The sequence below is a fragment of the Pseudomonas sp. WS 5021 genome, assembly GCF_012985535.1.
GTDB lineage: Bacteria > Pseudomonadota > Gammaproteobacteria > Pseudomonadales > Pseudomonadaceae > Aquipseudomonas.
Map to the genome: position 1 here is coordinate 63,946 of NZ_JAAQWP010000005.1, position 16,692 is coordinate 80,637.

A 16,692-nucleotide genomic window follows, 5' to 3' on the forward strand; every position below is an offset into this window, starting at 1 on the left:
AGTGGCCGATGCTTAGAGTGCAATCAAACGCTCACCCAATCGACCGCTATCGGCCAGTTCAAGGAATTCATCGCCCAGCCGCTGGCTCTCATTCATCGCGGTTTGCCAGTACTGATTACGCCGGGTGTCGTCCCCCATAAAGCGCTTGAAGTCGCTGCGATCCGGCAATTTGCCGTAGGGCAGGCGGGCCAGGTAGTCCCGTGAAGGGGCCACCAGCAATACATCGCGCAAACCCTGCGGACTGCTGCGCCGCCACGGCAGGCTCTTGTCGAACCAGCCGGGGATGACTCTGTCGGTGAAGTGCGGGTACAGCACAATGTCATCACCGTGGTAGGGCAGGTCGAGGTGGTAGTCCAGCAGGCCGCCATCGCGATAGGTGCCGGCCCCGGCGCCCGGCAAGTCGCGCACGCCTTGCATCACCATGGGGATCGAGCCGGACGCCAGCAAGGCCTGGCGCAGGTTGCCCAGTTCCAGGTCGAGGAAGCGCGACGGGAAATCCTTGAGTGGGTGCAGCGGTGGGGCCTGGCGCGGGTCGTGGATGATCAGCCGCTCAAAGTGCCGCGACAGTCGCGCACGGCCGCGCAGGTTGTCGGCGATCACCGAAGACAGGCCCAGGCCCAGGCGCCCACGGTGGTCATCGGCGAGCAGGCCATGGCTTTTGACCACCACGATATTCAGGCGATAGTGCGGGTTATCCAGCAGCGTTGCATCGCGCCCGGCCAGCAAATCATCGAGCATGCGCTGGCAGCTCTGGCTGACCTCGGCCATGGTCACGCCCTTGGCAAAACGTTGCTCGTTGTACAGGCGACCGAGGTCGAGCAGGCCTTGTACCGGGTCGGGCAGGCAGGCACTGGCAAAGCGCCAGGAGCCGATCGATGCGCCAATCAGCGCGCGCTCGCGGGGCGCGCGTGCCAGCCAGTCACCGAACAACGCCAGGTCCAGGCCCTGAATGCCCAAGGCCTTGGGGCCCCCGGCCGCGCCGGGCAGAATCCCCACGTCTTGAGGTTTGAGGCCGTGCTCGCGAATGCGTGTAAAGGCGCGCTGGCCAGCCTTGAGCGTCAGGGCTGGGAACTTGATGTGGATGGCCGTCATACCGATCTCTGTGCAGGCGAGCAGGGCAGTATAGGAAATTTCCCCAGGGGGCTGGCAAGGTGTTGTGGGACAATTGCCATAGTGGCAATTCAGTTTCAGTTAAGTTGCGCGTCGTACTGTGGGGGCCGTAGGTAAAACATTGTGAAATGGAGACTTGTCATGAAAAACCTCACAGCAATTGTCGCCGCCAGTATCATCGCCCTGACCACCGGCCTGGCCCAGGCGCGGGACCTGGGGCCGGATGAAGCGCTGAAATTGCGTGACGCTGGTACCATCCAGTCCTTCGAGAAGCTCAATGCCGCCGCCCTGGCCAAACATCCAGGTGGCACCGTGCATGAAACCGAACTGGAGCAGGAATACGGCAAATATATTTACCAGGTTGACCTGCGCGATGCCCAAGGCGTCGAGTGGGATGTGGAATTGGACGCTGTCACCGGGCAAGTCCTCAAGGATCATCAGGATACGTAATGAAGGTAAATCTACGCACCGGCAGTCGATTGGCGCTGGTGCTCCTGGCCTTTTGCTCGGTGGTGGCTGCCCGGGACCTCAACCAGGATGAAGCCCTGGAACTGCGCCAGCAGGGGGTGATCCTGTCCCTTGAACAACTGTTGCAGCAGGCCATGGCGCGGCATCCCGGCTCCCGGTTGCTGGAGGCCGAGCTTGAGAGCAAACACGGCAGCTATGTCTATGAAGTGGAACTGGTGACCACCGATGGCGTGGTCCGGGAAATCAAACTGGACGCGACCACTGGCGCACTGCTTAAAGACGAGGAAGATGACTGATGCGCCTGCTTCTGGTGGAAGACCACGTACCGTTGGCTGATGAACTGCTGGCCGGGCTCAAAGCCCAGGGTTATGCCGTGGATTGGCTGGCGGACGGGCGTGACGCGGTGTATCAGGGGCGCAGCGAGCCCTATGACCTGATCATCCTTGACCTGGGCCTGCCTGGGCTGCCTGGGCTTGAGGTGTTGAGCCAATGGCGCGCCGCCGCCCTGGCGACGCCGGTGTTGATCCTCACCGCCCGCGACTCCTGGGCCGAGCGCATCGAAGGGCTCAAGGCCGGGGCCGACGATTACCTGAGCAAGCCGTTCCACCCCCAAGAGCTGTACCTGCGCATCCAGGCGTTGTTGCGCCGCTCCCATGGCCAGGCCAACCAGCCGACCTTGCAGGCGGCAGGCTTGCACCTGGATGAAGGCCGCCAGTGCGTGATGCGCGACGGTGCCGAGGTGCAACTGACCGCTGCCGAGTTTCGCCTGTTGCGTTACTTCATGCTGCATCCCGAACAGATCCTTTCCAAAAGCCACCTGGCCGAGCATTTGTATGACGGTGAGACCGAGCGCGACTCCAATGTCCTCGAGGTCCACGTCAACCATCTGCGGCGCAAGCTGGGGCGCAGCGTGATTGAAACCCGGCGCGGCCAGGGTTATCGCTTTGGCGCCAGCCCCGCGTGAGGTCGATCCAGCGGCGGTTGAGCCTGGGGCTGATCAGCGTGATGGTGATCGTCGGCCTGGTGCTGGCACAAACCAGCCTGTGGCTGTTTGAAATGGGTTTGCAGCGCTACCTGGAGTCGGGTTTGCGCAATGACAGCGAAAACCTGCTGGTGGCCTTGGTGCGCGGCCCTGGCGGCGTGCAACTGGATGAGCAGCGCTTGTCACCGGCCTATCAGCGGCCGTTTTCCGGGCACTATTTCCGTATCGACTTCAGCGACCACCACTGGCGCTCGCGCTCACTCTGGGACCAGGAACTGCCGCAACTGCCCCAGGCCGGCCTGCAGGGCAACCTGCAGTTGGGCCCGGAAGGCCAGCAACTGTTGGTGCTGCGTTCGGACTACAAGCGTTTCGGCCAGTCGATTTCCATCAGCGTGGCCCAGGACTACACGCCCGTGCGGGAAAGTTTCCGCCTGATGCGCCAGGTCGGCCTGGTCCTCGGGCTGGCGGCGTTGCTGCTGATCCTGATCCTGCAACGGGTCACCGTGCGCCGGGCCTTGCGCCCGCTGGAAACCGCGCGTGAACAGATTGCGCAACTGCAACAAGGCCAACGCTCACAACTGGACACCCAGGTGCCAGTGGAGCTGGAGCCGCTGGTGGCGCAGATCAACCACCTGCTGGCCCACACCGAAGACAGCCTCAAGCGCTCGCGCAATGCCCTGGGCAACCTCGGGCATGCCCTGAAAACCCCCCTGGCGGTACTGTTGAGCGTGGCCTCCAGCGAGCAGCTCAAGGACCAGCCGCAACTGGCCAAGCTGCTGCGCGAGCAATTACAGCAGGTGCAGCAACGCCTCAACCGCGAACTCAATCGCGCGCGCCTTGCCGGTGAAACCCTGCCCGGTGCGTTGTTCGACTGCGACAGCGAATTGCCGGGCCTGCTGGCGACCCTGAACATGATTCACGGCGAGCACCTGGACCTGAGCTACCACGTTCGCCCCGGCCTGCAACTGCCGTGGGATCGCGAGGACTTGCTGGAGCTCTTGGGCAACCTGCTGGACAACGCCTGCAAATGGGCGGATGCCGAAGTGCGGGTGAGCATTGACGAGGCGCCCCACGGTTTTCAGTTGCGGGTCGAGGATGACGGGCCGGGGATTCCCGAGGCCCAGCGCACCCAGGTGTTCAGCCGCGGCACCCGCCTGGATGAACAGACCGATGGCCACGGCCTGGGGCTGGGGATCGTGCGCGATATCGTCGAGGTATGGGGTGGCACATTGCAGTTGCACGAGAGTGAACTGGGCGGCCTCAAGGTGCTGATCGAGCTGCCCCGACGCCAGGCCTGATGGCACCTTGCTTCCGATCTGTAGGAATTTGCAACAAGGCTTTTCCTGTAACGCCTGGCTGGGACTATTTCGCTTATAACAGCCGCCTGGCTGGCCACGTCGAGCGGGTTTTCCCGCTCGCAACCCATGGCATCTGTCAGAGCACTTGTCAGCCGGGCACTCGCTTGCTCGGCACCTAATAAGAAAGATAAAAGGTGACTCCCATGCGAATGACCAAGCGTTTGTGCGTGTTTGCTGCTGTCGCAGCCTTTGCCGCAAGTACGGCGGCACTCGCCGCTCCCACATTTATCAACGTGCTGACTGGCGGCACCAGCGGCGTGTATTACCCGATTGGCGTGGGCCTGTCGCAGCTCTACAGCAACGGCATCGAAGGGTCGAAGACCTCGGTGCAGGCCACCAAGGCTTCCGTGGAAAACCTCAACCTGCTGCAAGCCGGTCGCGGCGAGCTGGCCTTTGCCCTCGGTGACTCGGTAGCCGATGCCTGGAATGGCGTAGAGGACGCTGGCTTCAAGGCTCCGCTGCAAAAACTGCGGGCGGTTGCCGGTACCTATCCCAACTACATTCAGATCGTTGCCAGCCAGGAGTCCGGCATCACCACCCTGGCCGACCTGAAAAACAAGCGCATCTCCGTCGGCGCGCCGAAGTCCGGCACCGAGCTCAACGCCCGCGCAATCTTCAAGGCGGCTGGCCTGCGCTACGAAGACATGGCCAAGGTCGAGTTCCTGCCTTATGCCGAGTCTGTGGAGTTGATCAAGAACCGCCAGCTGGATGCCACCCTGCAGTCGTCGGGCCTGGGCATGGCGGCGATTCGTGACCTGGCGGCGACCCTGCCGGTCACCTTCGTTGCCATTCCTGCGGATGTCATCGCCAAGATCGGCAACGCGGCCTACCAGGCCGGCACGATCCCGGCGGGCACCTACGACGGTCAGGCCAGCGATGTATCGACAGTGGCCATCACCAACCTCCTGGTCAGCCATGACGGTGTGCCCGATGACGTGGCCTACCAGATGACCAAACTCATGTTCGACAACCTCGATCGCCTGGGCAATGCCCATTCGGCCGCCAAGGATATCCAGCTCGAAGGCGCGGCCAAGGGCCTGCCGATCCCGCTGCATCCGGGCGCCGAGCGCTTCTACAGGGAAGTGGGCGCCCTGTAGACCACGTGCCAGAGCTGCCAGTAAAGCCTGCGTACACCGTACGCCAGGTTTTATTGGCCTATCGACGTTGTAATGTGGGAGTGCCTCCATGAGTGAGCAAGACCAAAGCCTCGCCGCCAATCCCAGGGATTGGCCCCGAGCCCTGTTCTATGTCGCGCTGTTGTTTTCCACCTTCCAGATCATCACCGCCGCCTTCCACCCGGTTTCCAGCCAGATTCTGCGGGCCGTGCACGTGGGCTTCCTGTTACTGGTGGTGTTTATGTGTTTTCCGGCGCGGGGCAGGGCCCAGCCCTGGCAACCGCTGGCCTGGCTGCTGGGGCTGGCCGGGATGGCCACGGCGTTCTACCAGTGGTATTTCGAAGCCGACCTGATTCAACGCTCCGGCGACCTGACTGGCAGTGACATGCTCGTCGGCCTGCTGCTGATCGTGCTGGTATTTGAAGCGGCGCGACGGGTGATGGGCATTGCCCTGCCACTGATCTGTGCGCTGTTCCTGGCCTACGGCCTGTTCGGCCAGTACCTGCCAGGCGACTTGATGCACCGTGGCTACGCCATCGACCAGATCGTCAACCAACTGGCCTTTGGCACCGAGGGGCTGTATGGCACGCCGACCTATGTTTCAGCCACTTACATCTTCTTGTTCATCCTGTTCGGCGCATTCCTTGAACAGGCCGGGATGATCAAGCTGTTCACCGATTTCGCCATGGGCCTGTTCGGCCACAAGCTCGGTGGCCCGGCCAAGGTTTCGGTGGTGTCGTCGGCACTGATGGGCACCATCACCGGTTCGGGCGTGGCCAACGTGGTTACTACCGGCCAGTTCACCATCCCGTTGATGAAGCGCTTTGGCTACAAATCGGCGTTTGCCGGCGGCGTGGAAGCGACCTCGTCGATGGGCAGCCAGATCATGCCGCCGATCATGGGGGCGGTGGCGTTTATCATGGCCGAGACGATCAACGTGCCGTTCTTCGAGGTGGCCAGGGCCGCGCTGATTCCGGCCTTGCTGTACTTCGGCTCGGTGTTCTGGATGGTTCACCTGGAAGCCCGGCGCTCCAACCTGTGTGGCCTGCCCAAGAGCGAATGCCCCAACCCCTGGGCGGCGGTCAAACAGCGCTGGTACTTGCTGATACCGCTGTTGGTGCTGATCTACCTGCTGTTTTCCGGGCGCACACCGTTGTTCTCGGGCATGGTCGGCCTGGCACTGACGTCCATCGTGATTCTTGGTTCGGCGATCATCCTGCGTGTTTCATCCAGGGTCATGCGCTTGGCCTTCTGGATTGCCCTGGGCGTGCTCTGCGCTGGGTTCTTCCGGCTGGGTATCGGCATGGTGTTCGGGGTGGTGGCGCTGCTGGTGGCGGTGTGCTGGTTTATCAAGGGCGGCCGCGACACCCTGGGCCTCTGCTTGCATGCGCTGGTCGAAGGCGCGCGCCATGCCGTGCCGGTGGGCATTGCCTGCGCCCTGGTGGGGGTGATCATCGGCGTGGTGTCGCTGACCGGGGTGGCCTCCACCTTTGCCGGCTATATCCTTGCCATCGGCCAGGACAGCCTGTTCCTGTCGCTGCTGCTCACCATGCTCACTTGCCTGGTGCTGGGCATGGGCATCCCGACCATTCCCAACTACATCATCACCAGTTCGATTGCCGCCCCGGCCTTGCTCGACCTGGGGGTGCCGCTGATTGTGTCGCACATGTTCGTGTTCTATTTCGGCATCATGGCGGACCTCACGCCACCGGTGGCGCTGGCCTGTTTCGCGGCGGCGCCGATTGCCCGGGCAAGCGGCCTGAACATCAGCCTGTGGGCGATCCGCATCGCGGTGGCCGGGTTTGTCGTGCCGTTCATGGCGGTGTACGAGCCGGCGTTGATGCTCCAGGGCGATAGTCTGCTGGCCACACTGTATGTGGTGGCCAAGGCGCTGCTGGCCATTGGCATCTGGGGCGCGGTGTTCACCGGTTACCTGCAGACTCGGCTCAATGGGTGGGAACGCATGCTGGGCTTTGCCGCCGGTGCCAGCCTGATTCTGGCGACGCCGTTAAGCGATGAAATCGGCTTCGCCCTGGCCGTGCTGTTGATCGCACAGCACTGCTGGCGAGCCCGCCGAGCTCAAGTGGCCACTGCGTGATCGGCCTGTGCCTGGGGTTGGCCGGCGCGGTCTGGGCACAAATCCCCACGCCAGCCTTCACCCTGGCCTGGACCCATACCGTTGAGAAAGTGCGCTGGGAGGAGGACTACCGCATAACGCCCGAGGGGTTGCCGTTGGGCGAGGCGCGGGTCAAGGGTTCCGGGGCAGGCATGGAAATCCCGCACGGCGCCGAACTGCGCGAGGGCAGTTGGCATTACCGGCGTCAGTTGCCGCCTGTGCAACCGTTGCGTGTGGGCCGAGCCCCCGAGGCCGGGGATTATCAAGTGTGCTTCAACCAGCGCTGCCACTGGCTGAGTGCCTGGCTCGGCCCGCCACACGCGAGCCGACCGGCGCTGGAGCTGTGGGGGTGTGAGCTGGATGTTGCATCCAGCGCCAGGCCCCGCGCATTTTAAGGCGCCATCAGACCCGGAACTGGTCCATCAGGCCCTGTTGCTGATTGGCCAGGCTGTTCAGCGTCTGGCTGACCCGCGCCGACTCATTGGCCTGGCCTGACAGCGATTCGGTCACGTCGCGAATCGTCGCCACGTTGCTGTTGATCTCCTCGGCCACCGCGCTTTGCTGCTCGGCGGCGCTGGCGATCTGCAGGTTCATGTCGCTGATCACAGTCACGGCGTCGCCGATCTGGCGCAATGCCGTGACGGCCTGGCCCACCTGCTCGACACTGCCCTGGGCCTGGCGATGGCTGTTGCTCATGGAGCTCACCACTTCCTGGGTGCCGTTTTGCAACTGTTCGATCACCTGGCGGGTTTCTTCCACCGACTCCTGGGTGCGCCGCGCGAGGTTGCGCACTTCGTCTGCCACCACCGCAAAACCGCGCCCGGCCTCACCGGCGCGGGCGGCTTCGATGGCGGCGTTGAGCGCCAACAGGTTGGTCTGTTCGGCAATCGCGCGGATCACTTCCAGCACTGAACCGATCTGCTCGCTATTGGCCGCCAGGCCTTCGACCTGGGCCATCGCCGTACTCATGTCGGCGGCCAGGTGGCCGATGCTGGTGGTGGTGCGGTCGATCACGGTCAGGCCTTCGCGGGTGGCCTGGTCGGCATCGCGGGCGGCTTGTGCTGCCTGGGCGGCGCTGCGCGCGACATCCTGGGCGGTGGCGCTCATTTCGTGGGAGGCGGTGGCCACCTGATCCACCTGGCGGTACTGCTGGTCCATGCCGGCGCTGGTCTGGCTGGCTATTGCCGCCGATTGGTCTGCGGTGCTGCGCGCGTCCTGTACCGAGCGTTTGACCTCGGCAATGATCGGTTGCAGTTTGTCGAGGAAGCGGTTGAACCAACTGGCCAACTCGCCCAGCTCATCGCGCTTGTCGTAGGCCAGGCGCCGGGTCAGGTCGCCTTCGCCGCTGGCGATATCCTCCAGCATACGGGCCACGCCGAGGATCGGCCGGGTCACGCTGCGGGCCATCAGCCACACCAACAGCAAGCCGACGATGGCGGCGAGCAGGCCCAGGCCCAGTTCCAGCAGGGTGCCTTTGGTGTTGTCGGCATCCAGCTCGGCCTTGAGGGCTTGCGCGGGGCCGATCAGGACTTTTTCCGGCACATCCAGCAACACGCCCCAGGACTTGCCATTGGGAATGGGCTGGAAGGGGGCCAGGACCTTGAGTTGATGATCGGTACGCAGGCTGTAGGTCTGGGTGCTGCTGGCCATGGCGCTGATCAGTTGCGCGCCGCTGGCGGTATCCACACTGTCCAGGCGCTGGCTGAGCTTGCTGGCATCCGGGCTGTAGCCGGCGAGCAAACCCACCGGGCTGATGATGCTGACGTTGGTCTGGCCGTCATACAGTTTGCGGCTGGCGTTCTGGCTGACGGCCTGCAGGCTGTTGAGGTTGATGTCCACCGACAGCGAGGCGATGACTTTGCCATTGACCATGAGCGGGAACACGATGCTGGTCAGCAATACGTTGTGCCCGTCGATCACATAGAAGTACGGCTCGATCACACACGGCTTGAGCGTGCTACGCGGGCAGGTGAACCAGGTGTTGGCCTTTTCGCCGCTGGGGCCGACGCTGGTGTCGGACATATCGCTTTCCGGCAGCGCCATCGAGGTCAGCGTGCCGGGTGTCGGCTGCGACCAGTACAGGGCAAAGCGTCCCTTTTCATTGCTGCCCAGCTCCGCCTGGCCGGCGAACAGCTCATCCTTGCCATCCAGGGCGTTGGCTTCAAAGACCAGGGACAGGCCCAGCAGGTCCGGGTTGGCTTGCAGGGCAGCCTTGACCTGGCGGGTCAGGTCCTCACGCAGGTCGAAGGCATCGAGAAAGCGCTTCTCGGCCTGTTCGCGCAAAAACAGCACCTGGCGCGAAAAACCATGGCCGTACTGATAGGCGTCCATAAATTGCTGGCGGATGCCCAGGGCCTGGACTTCACCCTGGGCTTCGATGCGCGATTGGGCCGCGACATTGAGCATCTGCGTGCTGGAGGTCTGGACCCTTTGTGAGCTCTGGTCCATCCGATACAGCGACAGACCCACCAGCAGGGTCACGATCCCCAACAGACAAAGGCCGGCGAGGAGGGTGATTTTCCATTGAATGGACAGCTGCCTGAGCGACATGGAGATCCTTAACCTTTCGTTACGACAGAGATGATCCGTTGTATCGGCCGCGTGGTTTTTTTCTTTATTCATACGATCAATTGAATTCTGTTTGCGACGTCGCGCTTTGACATGACGCGCCGGCTGCTGCAAAGTGCGCGCCCTCTAATAAAACTCCCTTTCTGCGTGTGCCGTGGTCGCCATCTGGCCAGGGCGCCGGCGCGTGTTGTTTTTATGTTTCTGTCTTGAGGTAACCATGATTAACGCAGTAATCGCCGCGGTCGGTACCATGCTCGTGCTCAGCCTGTCCCGCGTGCATGTGGTCATCGCGATCATCGTCGGCGCGCTGGTCGGCGGCTTGACCGGCGGCCTGGGGATCGACGCGACGCTCAGCGCGTTCAACAGCGGCCTGGGCGGCGGTGCCACAGTGGCGCTGTCCTACGCGTTGCTCGGTGCTTTCGCCGTGGCGATTGCCAAGTCCGGCCTGGCCCACGCCCTGGCGGACAAGGCCCTGCTGCTGGTGGACCGCCAGGAGGCTACCGGCGGCAGTCACGTCAAATGGCTGCTGATCTGCCTGCTGGGGGCGGTGGCGATTGCCTCGCAGAACATCCTGCCGATCCATATCGCCTTTATCCCGCTGCTGGTGCCACCGCTGCTGTATGTGCTGACCAAGTTGCAGATTGACCGGCGCCTGATCGCCTGCGTCATGACCTTCGGCCTGATCACCCCGTACATGTTCCTGCCGGTGGGCTTCGGCAACATCTTCCTCAACCAGATCCTGCTGGCCAACGTTGCCAAGAGCGGGGTGGATATCAGCCAGGTCAATGTCACCCATGCCATGGGCATCCCGGCGCTGGGCATGGTGTTCGGCCTGCTGGTAGCGGTGTTTATCAGCTACCGCAAAAAGCGCGTCTATGACCTGGAGAAAATCGAGCGGGTCGAGCAAGTGGCGGTGCAATACAACCCGCTGACCCTGCTGGTGGCCGGGCTGGCCATTGCCTCGGCCTTTATTATCCAGTTGTGGCTGGACTCGATGATCATCGGCGCCCTGGCGGGTTTCCTGATCTTCTCGGTATCGGGCATCGTGCGCTGGCGCGACACCGATGACCTGTTCACCGAAGGCATGAAGATGATGGCGATGATCGGCTTCATCATGATCGCGTCTTCCGGATTTGCCGAAGTGCTCAAGGCTACCGGCCAGGTACAGACGCTGGTGCAGGCCTCCGCCGCCTTCATCGGTCACAGCCGGGGGGTGGGAGCGCTGTTGATGCTGCTGGTGGGCCTGCTGGTGACCATGGGCATTGGCTCGTCATTCTCCACCGTGCCGATCCTTGCGGCGATTTTTGTGCCGCTGTGTGTGCAACTGGGGTTCAGCCCGCTGGCCATCGTCTGCATCGTCGGCACCGCCGGGGCCCTGGGCGACGCCGGCTCTCCAGCGTCGGACTCCACCCTGGGGCCGACCTCGGGTCTGAATATCGACGGCCAGCATCACCATATCTGGGACACCGTGGTCCCGACCTTCCTGCACTACAACCTGCCGTTGCTGGTGTTCGGCTGGTTTGCCGCGATGACCCTGTAACACCCCCCCCGTAGGAGTCGGCTTGCCGGCTCCTACAGTTTTTTCTCTGCGGGCCGTTAACCTCTTAACGTTGCCCTACAAGAGAGAAGATCCATGCGTCTGAGTCTGAAGGCCAAAGTCCTGTCCCTTGCCGTACTGCCGGTGTTGTTGTTTGCCGTGGTCATCAGCCTGACCACGGTGTGGATCCTCAAGGAACAGGCGCGCACCGAGGTGGCCGAAACCCGCCAGCGCCTGCTCAACAACGCCAAGGCCACCCTGCAAAGTTATGTCGAGGTGGCGATGACCACCATCAAGCCGCTGTACGACGCCGCAGCCCCTGGCGACACAGAGGTGCGGGCGCAGGTGGTCAAGTTGCTGTCCAACACCACCTACGGCAAGGACGGCTATTTCTTCGGCTACGACTCCGAAACCATCCGCCTGTTCAAGGGCAACAGCCCCGACGGCGTGGGCAAAAGCTTCAAGGACAACCGCGACCCCAACGGTGTCTACGTCAACCGCGACCTGGTGAAGGTCGGCAAGGACGGCAGCCACTACCTGCAATACAGCTCGACCCAGCCGGGGCAAACCGAACTGGTGCCCAAGCTCGGCTACACCGAATACCTGCCCAAGTGGGACATGGTGATCGGTACGTCAGTCAACCTCGACGGTATCGACGCCCTGGTCAGCGAGGTGGAAGCCAAGGTCAACGAGCGTATGGAAGGGGTGTTGTTGAGCATTATCGGTATTGCGGCGGTGCTGCTGTTGCTGATCGCGGCAGTGGGCATGCTGCTGGCCAATACCATCTTGCGTCCCTTGCACCTGATGAAGGCCAACCTCGACGACATCGCCGCCGGTGAAGGTGACTTGACGCGCCGCCTGGCAATCACCAGCCAGGACGAACTGGGTGAACTGGCGGGCTCGTTCAACCGGTTTGTCGACAAGATCCACGGCCTGGTGCGCCAGATCACCGACATGACTTCGCAACTGACCGGCCTGGTCAGCCAGGTGTCCGAGCAGGCCCATCGTTCGGAGCAGGCCATGGAGCGCCAGCGCCAGGAAACCGACCAGGTGGCAACCGCGATCAATGAAATGTCATCCGCCGCCCATGAAGTGGCGCGCAGTGCCCAGGGCGCGGCGGTGGCGGCCCAGCAGACCGACGCCGAAGGTCAGGCCGCCAAGCGCGTGGTGGATGGCAGCATCGCGCAGATTCATGCGCTGGTGAATGACATCCGCAGCAGTGGCGTGTCCCTGGACAGCCTGCAACAGGACGTGTCGTCGATTGTCAGTGTGCTTGGGGTGATCCGTTCGATTGCCGAGCAAACCAACCTGCTGGCCCTCAACGCCGCCATTGAAGCGGCCCGTGCCGGTGAAGCCGGGCGTGGGTTTGCGGTGGTGGCCGATGAAGTCCGCGCGCTGGCCAGCCGCACTCAACAAAGTACCCAGGAAATCCAGGGCATGATCGACCGCCTGCAAAAAGGCACCGAGGCGGCCGTGGAATCCATGCGCCGCTCCAGCGATGCCGGCGATGGCACCTCGGCCCAGGCCAATGAAGCCGGGGCGTCCCTCGATACCATGGCGCAGCTGATCGGCACCATCAACACGATGAACGCGCAGATCGCCAGCGCCGCTGAAGAGCAAACCGCCGTGGCCGAAGAGATCAACCGCAGCGTGCATCAGATTGCCGTGGCGGTGGACAGCGTGGCGGACGAGACCCAACAGGGCGCGCAGACCTCCCGCAGCCTGGCGGAACTGGGGCAGCGGTTGGGGCAGTTGGTGGGGCAGTTCAGGATCTGATCTGGTAATTGGGGTGCTTGTGCTGGCCTCATCGCAGGCAAGCCAGCTCCTACATTTGAATGTATTCACAGTTCAAAATGGGGGAGTTGGTGGGGCAGTTCAGGATCTGATCTGGCGATTGCGGTGCTGGTTCTGGCCCCATCGCAGGCAAGCCAGCTCCTACATTTGAATGTATTCATAGTTCAAAATGTGGGGGTTGGTGGGGCAGTTCAGGATCTGACCTGGCGATTGCGGTGCTGGTGCTGGCCTCATCGCAGGCAAGCCAGCTCCTACATTTGAATGTATTCACAGTTCAAAATGTGGGGGTTGGTGGGGCAGTTCAGGATCTGACCTGGCGATTGCGATGCTGGTGCTGGCCTCATCGCAGGCAAGCCAGCTCCTACATTTGATCGGTGAACACGGTCAAAATGTGGGAGCGGGCTTGCCCGCGATGAGGCCCTAACAGCCGCTACACATCCCGCATCAACAACCCAAACCCGATATCCATCTCCAACGGCACCGGCACATACACCGTATGCCCATCCCCCGGCGCCACTTCGATCGCCTCACCCTTGGCGTTATGCATCATCCCCAAATCAAAGTGGAAATTCCCCGCCGGGGTCATCAACTCCAGGTGATTGCCCACGGCAAAGCGGTTCTTCACCTTGACCTCGGCCAGTTCCCCACGCCGTTCGCCGGTCAATTCCCCGACAAACTGCTGTTGTTCCGAGACGGAGCTGCCGTTCTGGTAGTTCTGGTACTCGTCGTGCACATGGCGGCGCAGGAAACCTTCGGTGTAGCCGCGCTGGGCCAGGGACTCAAGGTTGGTCATCAAGCCCCGGTCGAACGTGCGCCCAGCCACTGCGTCATCAATGGCCTGGCGGTATACCTGAGTGGTGCGCGCCACATAAAAGTGGGATTTGGTGCGGCCTTCGATTTTCAACGAATGCACGCCCATCTGCGTCAGGCGCTCGACGTGCTGCACCGCCCGCAGGTCCTTGGCGTTCATGATGTAAGTGCCGTGCTCGTCCTCGAAAGCCGGCATCTGCTCATCCGGGCGATTGGCCTCTTGCAGCAGAAACACCTGGTCGGTGGGCGCGCCAAGGCCCAGGGTCGGCTCGGGTTGATACTGCTGGACGATATCACCCACGGTGTTTTCGACCGCCGGGGTGGCCTGGTATTTCCAGCGGCAGGCGTTGGTGCAGGTGCCCTGGTTGGCATCGCGCTTGTTCATATAGCCCGACAACAGGCAGCGCCCGGAATAGGCCATGCACAGTGCGCCATGCACAAACACTTCCAGCTCCATGGCCGGCACGTGCTGGCGGATCTCGGCGATTTCTTCCAGGGACAGCTCCCGCGACAGGATGATCCGGCAGATGCCTTGCTGCTGCCAGAACTCGACGCTGGCCCAGTTCACCGTATTGGCCTGTACTGACAGGTGGATCGGCATCTGCGGGAAGTGCCGGCGCACCAGCATGATCAGGCCCGGGTCGGACATGATCAGCGCGTCCGGGCCCATGGCGATCACCGGTTCCAGGTCCTTGAGAAAGGTTTTGAGCTTGGCGTTGTGCGGCGCGATGTTGACCACCACATAAAAGCGCTTGCCCTGGGCCTGTGCCTCGGCGATGCCCAGGGCCAGGTTGGCGTGGTCGAACTCGTTGTTGCGCACCCGCAAGCTGTAGCGCGGCTGGCCGGCGTAGACCGCGTCGGCACCGTAGGCAAAGGCGTAGCGCATGTTTTTCAGGGTGCCGGCAGGGGCGAGCAATTCGGGGGCAAGGACAGGGAGCATGGGGATTTGGGTCGCAAAAGGGCGGCAGGGTAGCCGAGCCGGGGCGGGCGCTTATTGATCTGGGTCTACGCTGTAGAAATAAAGATGGCACTCGTGCGACGCCCGGCGGACTAAGCAACAGGGCGCGCTGGGCGCCCGGCGTTTTTCTGGTACGGATCGGACATGAACCAAACGAATCTGCAATTCAAAACCCTGCTGTTGCTGCTGGTCATCGTGACCCTCGCATTCTTCTGGATCCTGTTGCCGTTCTATGGCGCAGTGTTCTGGGCGGTCATCCTGGGGATCATCTTTGCGCCCATGCAGCGCCGCCTGCAGCTCAAGTTTGGCTGGAACCGCAACCTGACGTCGTTGTGTACCCTGATGGTGTGCCTGGTGATCGCGATCTTGCCGGTGATCATCACCAGCGCCTTGCTGGTGCAGGAGGGGGCGACGCTGTACAAGAACGTCGAAAGCGGCAAATTGGATGTGGCCGGCTACATCGAACAATTCAAGAACTTCCTGCCGCCGTACTTCCAGCACCTGCTGGACCGATTCGGCATGGGCAACCTGGAAGGCCTGCGCGAGAAAATCGTCAAGGGCGCGATGCAGGGCAGCCAGTTCTTTGCCAGCCAGGCGTTCAGCTTTGGCCAGGGCACCTTTGATTTCCTGGTGAGCTTTTTCATCATGCTGTACTTGCTGTTCTTCCTGCTGCGCGACGGCCCCGACCTGGTGCGCAAAGTACGCACGGCGGTGCCGCTGGCCGAGCCGCAGAAGCGTCGCCTGCAACTGAAGTTCAACCGCGTGGTGCGCGCGACCGTAAAGGGCAATGTGCTGGTGGCGGTGACCCAGGGCGCGTTGGGCGGCCTGATCTTCTGGTTCCTGGATATCCCCAGCGCGTTGCTCTGGGCGGTATTGATGGCGTTTCTGTCTTTGCTGCCGGCCGTGGGTGCGGGGATCGTTTGGGGGCCGGTGGCCGCTTATTTCCTGCTCAGCGGTTCAATCTGGCAGGGGGTGGTGCTGGCCTTGTTCGGGGTGTTTGTGATCGGCCTGGTGGACAACGTGCTGCGCCCGATCCTGGTGGGCAAGGACACCAAAATGCCGGATTACCTGATCCTGATCTCGACCCTGGGCGGCCTGTCGATCTTCGGCCTCAATGGCTTTGTCATCGGGCCGTTGATTGCCGCGCTGTTTATCTCCAGTTGGGCGCTATTTGTCGAGACCAAACCGCGGGTGCGGCTGCCATTGCCCTAGGCTGAGAAGCAATGGGCCATCTTGCGTGACAGGGCCTGGGCGTCGGGTAGTGAAGTCAGTGGGCCGCTGATGGCTTCACCGTCGCGTACCAGGTACCAGCAGGCGAGCAAACCCAGTTCCCGCAGGGGGCCGGGGACGGCACTGCCGATGACGGACATGATCTGGATAGTGGGCATATCTACCTCCATTGCTGATGGAGGTCACCTTACGGCGGCCAGGCGGCGAGGGAAAATCACCCTGCTCGATAGTCAACATCACTGCGATCGAGACTGCGCCGGCAGGGGTTCAGTCAACCACCTGGTCCAGCATGTGCAGCACTTCCTGTTCATTGAGCAGGCCCTTGTGGACCAGGTTTTCTGCCAGCAGCGAGAGAAACTTGGCGCTGCGATGGCCCTCCAGGTGCTTGAGTTCGGTCAAGGCGCTGTAGACCTTGCTCGAAGTGCAGAGGCCGGCGGTACGGTGCGGGTTTTGTGTGGGCATGCTGGGTCGTCCTTGTTGTTATGACCTGTTATGGGGGACAGTTTTGATAGTGAGAGTGCCGCGTGACACAAACATGACAGCGCGCCCCCCGGTTGGGCAAGTGCACTTTGGCCTTAATAATGTCGGATTTAACAGTCGGCGTTGTCTCGATAGCGACCTTGGCGAGATTTATTCAGACCTGGCA

General features: G+C 62.3%; 15 protein-coding genes. 10 read left to right on the forward strand and 5 right to left on the reverse strand.

Going from position 1 to position 16,692, the window contains the following annotated elements:
• Positions 1 to 12: 12 nt before the first annotated feature.
• Positions 13 to 1,092 (reverse strand): patatin-like phospholipase family protein, encoded by a 1,080-nt coding sequence (locus tag HBO19_RS16765; RefSeq protein ID WP_170043188.1) that lies wholly within the window; start codon positions 1,090 to 1,092, stop codon positions 13 to 15.
• A gap of 159 nt (positions 1,093 to 1,251) precedes the next feature.
• Here HBO19_RS16765 and HBO19_RS16770 point away from each other — a divergent pair, with 159 nt between their 5' ends.
• The 7 genes from HBO19_RS16770 to HBO19_RS16800 all read left to right on the forward strand — a co-directional run bounded on the left by HBO19_RS16770 (position 1,252) and on the right by HBO19_RS16800 (position 7,544).
• The gene (locus HBO19_RS16770; protein ID WP_169957027.1) at positions 1,252 to 1,560 is read left to right on the forward strand and encodes a PepSY domain-containing protein; all 309 of its coding nucleotides are present in this window, start codon (positions 1,252 to 1,254) and stop codon (positions 1,558 to 1,560) included.
• Positions 1,560 to 1,874, forward strand: coding sequence for a PepSY domain-containing protein (locus HBO19_RS16775; protein ID WP_169957028.1), 315 nt, complete (start codon positions 1,560 to 1,562; stop codon positions 1,872 to 1,874). The genes HBO19_RS16770 and HBO19_RS16775 overlap by 1 nt, the downstream gene beginning before the upstream one ends.
• Positions 1,874 to 2,542: a response regulator transcription factor gene (locus tag HBO19_RS16780; RefSeq protein WP_169957029.1), complete on the forward strand. Its 669-nt coding sequence runs from the start codon at positions 1,874 to 1,876 to the stop codon at positions 2,540 to 2,542. The genes HBO19_RS16775 and HBO19_RS16780 overlap by 1 nt, the downstream gene beginning before the upstream one ends.
• Positions 2,539 to 3,858 (forward strand): sensor histidine kinase, encoded by a 1,320-nt coding sequence (locus tag HBO19_RS16785; RefSeq protein WP_170057897.1) that lies wholly within the window; start codon positions 2,539 to 2,541, stop codon positions 3,856 to 3,858. The genes HBO19_RS16780 and HBO19_RS16785 overlap by 4 nt, the downstream gene beginning before the upstream one ends.
• Before the next feature lie 203 nt (positions 3,859 to 4,061).
• On the forward strand, positions 4,062 to 5,015 hold the full coding sequence (locus HBO19_RS16790; RefSeq protein ID WP_170043186.1) for a TAXI family TRAP transporter solute-binding subunit: 954 nt from the start codon (positions 4,062 to 4,064) through the stop codon (positions 5,013 to 5,015).
• Between the two features lie 88 nt (positions 5,016 to 5,103).
• The gene (locus tag HBO19_RS16795) at positions 5,104 to 7,131 is read left to right on the forward strand and encodes a TRAP transporter permease (protein ID WP_170057898.1); all 2,028 of its coding nucleotides are present in this window, start codon (positions 5,104 to 5,106) and stop codon (positions 7,129 to 7,131) included.
• Positions 7,128 to 7,544: a DUF1850 domain-containing protein gene (locus HBO19_RS16800; protein WP_170057899.1), complete on the forward strand. Its 417-nt coding sequence runs from the start codon at positions 7,128 to 7,130 to the stop codon at positions 7,542 to 7,544. The genes HBO19_RS16795 and HBO19_RS16800 overlap by 4 nt, the downstream gene beginning before the upstream one ends.
• Positions 7,545 to 7,551: 7 nt before the next feature.
• Here the strand turns inward: HBO19_RS16800 and HBO19_RS16805 are convergent, their stop codons facing one another.
• Complete coding sequence (locus tag HBO19_RS16805; protein ID WP_170057900.1) at positions 7,552 to 9,699, reverse strand: methyl-accepting chemotaxis protein; 2,148 nt, start codon at positions 9,697 to 9,699, stop codon at positions 7,552 to 7,554.
• 238 nt (positions 9,700 to 9,937) lie between these two features.
• Between HBO19_RS16805 and HBO19_RS16810 the strand changes: the two genes are divergently transcribed.
• Both HBO19_RS16810 and HBO19_RS16815 read left to right on the forward strand, forming a co-directional pair.
• Positions 9,938 to 11,257, forward strand: a complete 1,320-nt coding sequence (locus HBO19_RS16810; RefSeq protein ID WP_166647879.1) for a Na+/H+ antiporter NhaC family protein — start codon at positions 9,938 to 9,940, stop codon at positions 11,255 to 11,257.
• A gap of 93 nt (positions 11,258 to 11,350) precedes the next feature.
• Complete coding sequence (locus tag HBO19_RS16815) at positions 11,351 to 13,030, forward strand: methyl-accepting chemotaxis protein (protein WP_170057901.1); 1,680 nt, start codon at positions 11,351 to 11,353, stop codon at positions 13,028 to 13,030.
• Positions 13,031 to 13,478: 448 nt separating this feature from the next.
• Here HBO19_RS16815 and yegQ read toward each other — a convergent pair whose 3' ends face one another.
• Entirely contained in the window at positions 13,479 to 14,798 is a 1,320-nt protein-coding gene (yegQ, locus tag HBO19_RS16820) for a tRNA 5-hydroxyuridine modification protein YegQ (RefSeq protein ID WP_170057902.1), read from the reverse strand.
• A gap of 162 nt (positions 14,799 to 14,960) precedes the next feature.
• On the opposite strand from yegQ, the gene HBO19_RS16825 reads away from it, so the two are divergent.
• Positions 14,961 to 16,028 carry an AI-2E family transporter gene (locus HBO19_RS16825; RefSeq protein ID WP_169956214.1) on the forward strand — a complete coding sequence of 356 codons (1,068 nt, stop codon included), beginning with the start codon at positions 14,961 to 14,963 and terminating at the stop codon, positions 16,026 to 16,028.
• On the opposite strand, the gene HBO19_RS16830 is transcribed toward HBO19_RS16825, so the two are convergent.
• Together HBO19_RS16830 and HBO19_RS16835 are read right to left on the reverse strand one after the other, a co-directional pair.
• Positions 16,025 to 16,204 carry a hypothetical protein gene (locus HBO19_RS16830; RefSeq protein WP_169956212.1) on the reverse strand — a complete coding sequence of 60 codons (180 nt, stop codon included), beginning with the start codon at positions 16,202 to 16,204 and terminating at the stop codon, positions 16,025 to 16,027. The genes HBO19_RS16825 and HBO19_RS16830 overlap by 4 nt on opposite strands.
• Positions 16,205 to 16,313: 109 nt before the next feature.
• The gene (locus tag HBO19_RS16835) at positions 16,314 to 16,508 is read right to left on the reverse strand and encodes a hypothetical protein (protein WP_029296627.1); all 195 of its coding nucleotides are present in this window, start codon (positions 16,506 to 16,508) and stop codon (positions 16,314 to 16,316) included.
• Between the last annotated feature and the right edge of the window lie 184 nt (positions 16,509 to 16,692).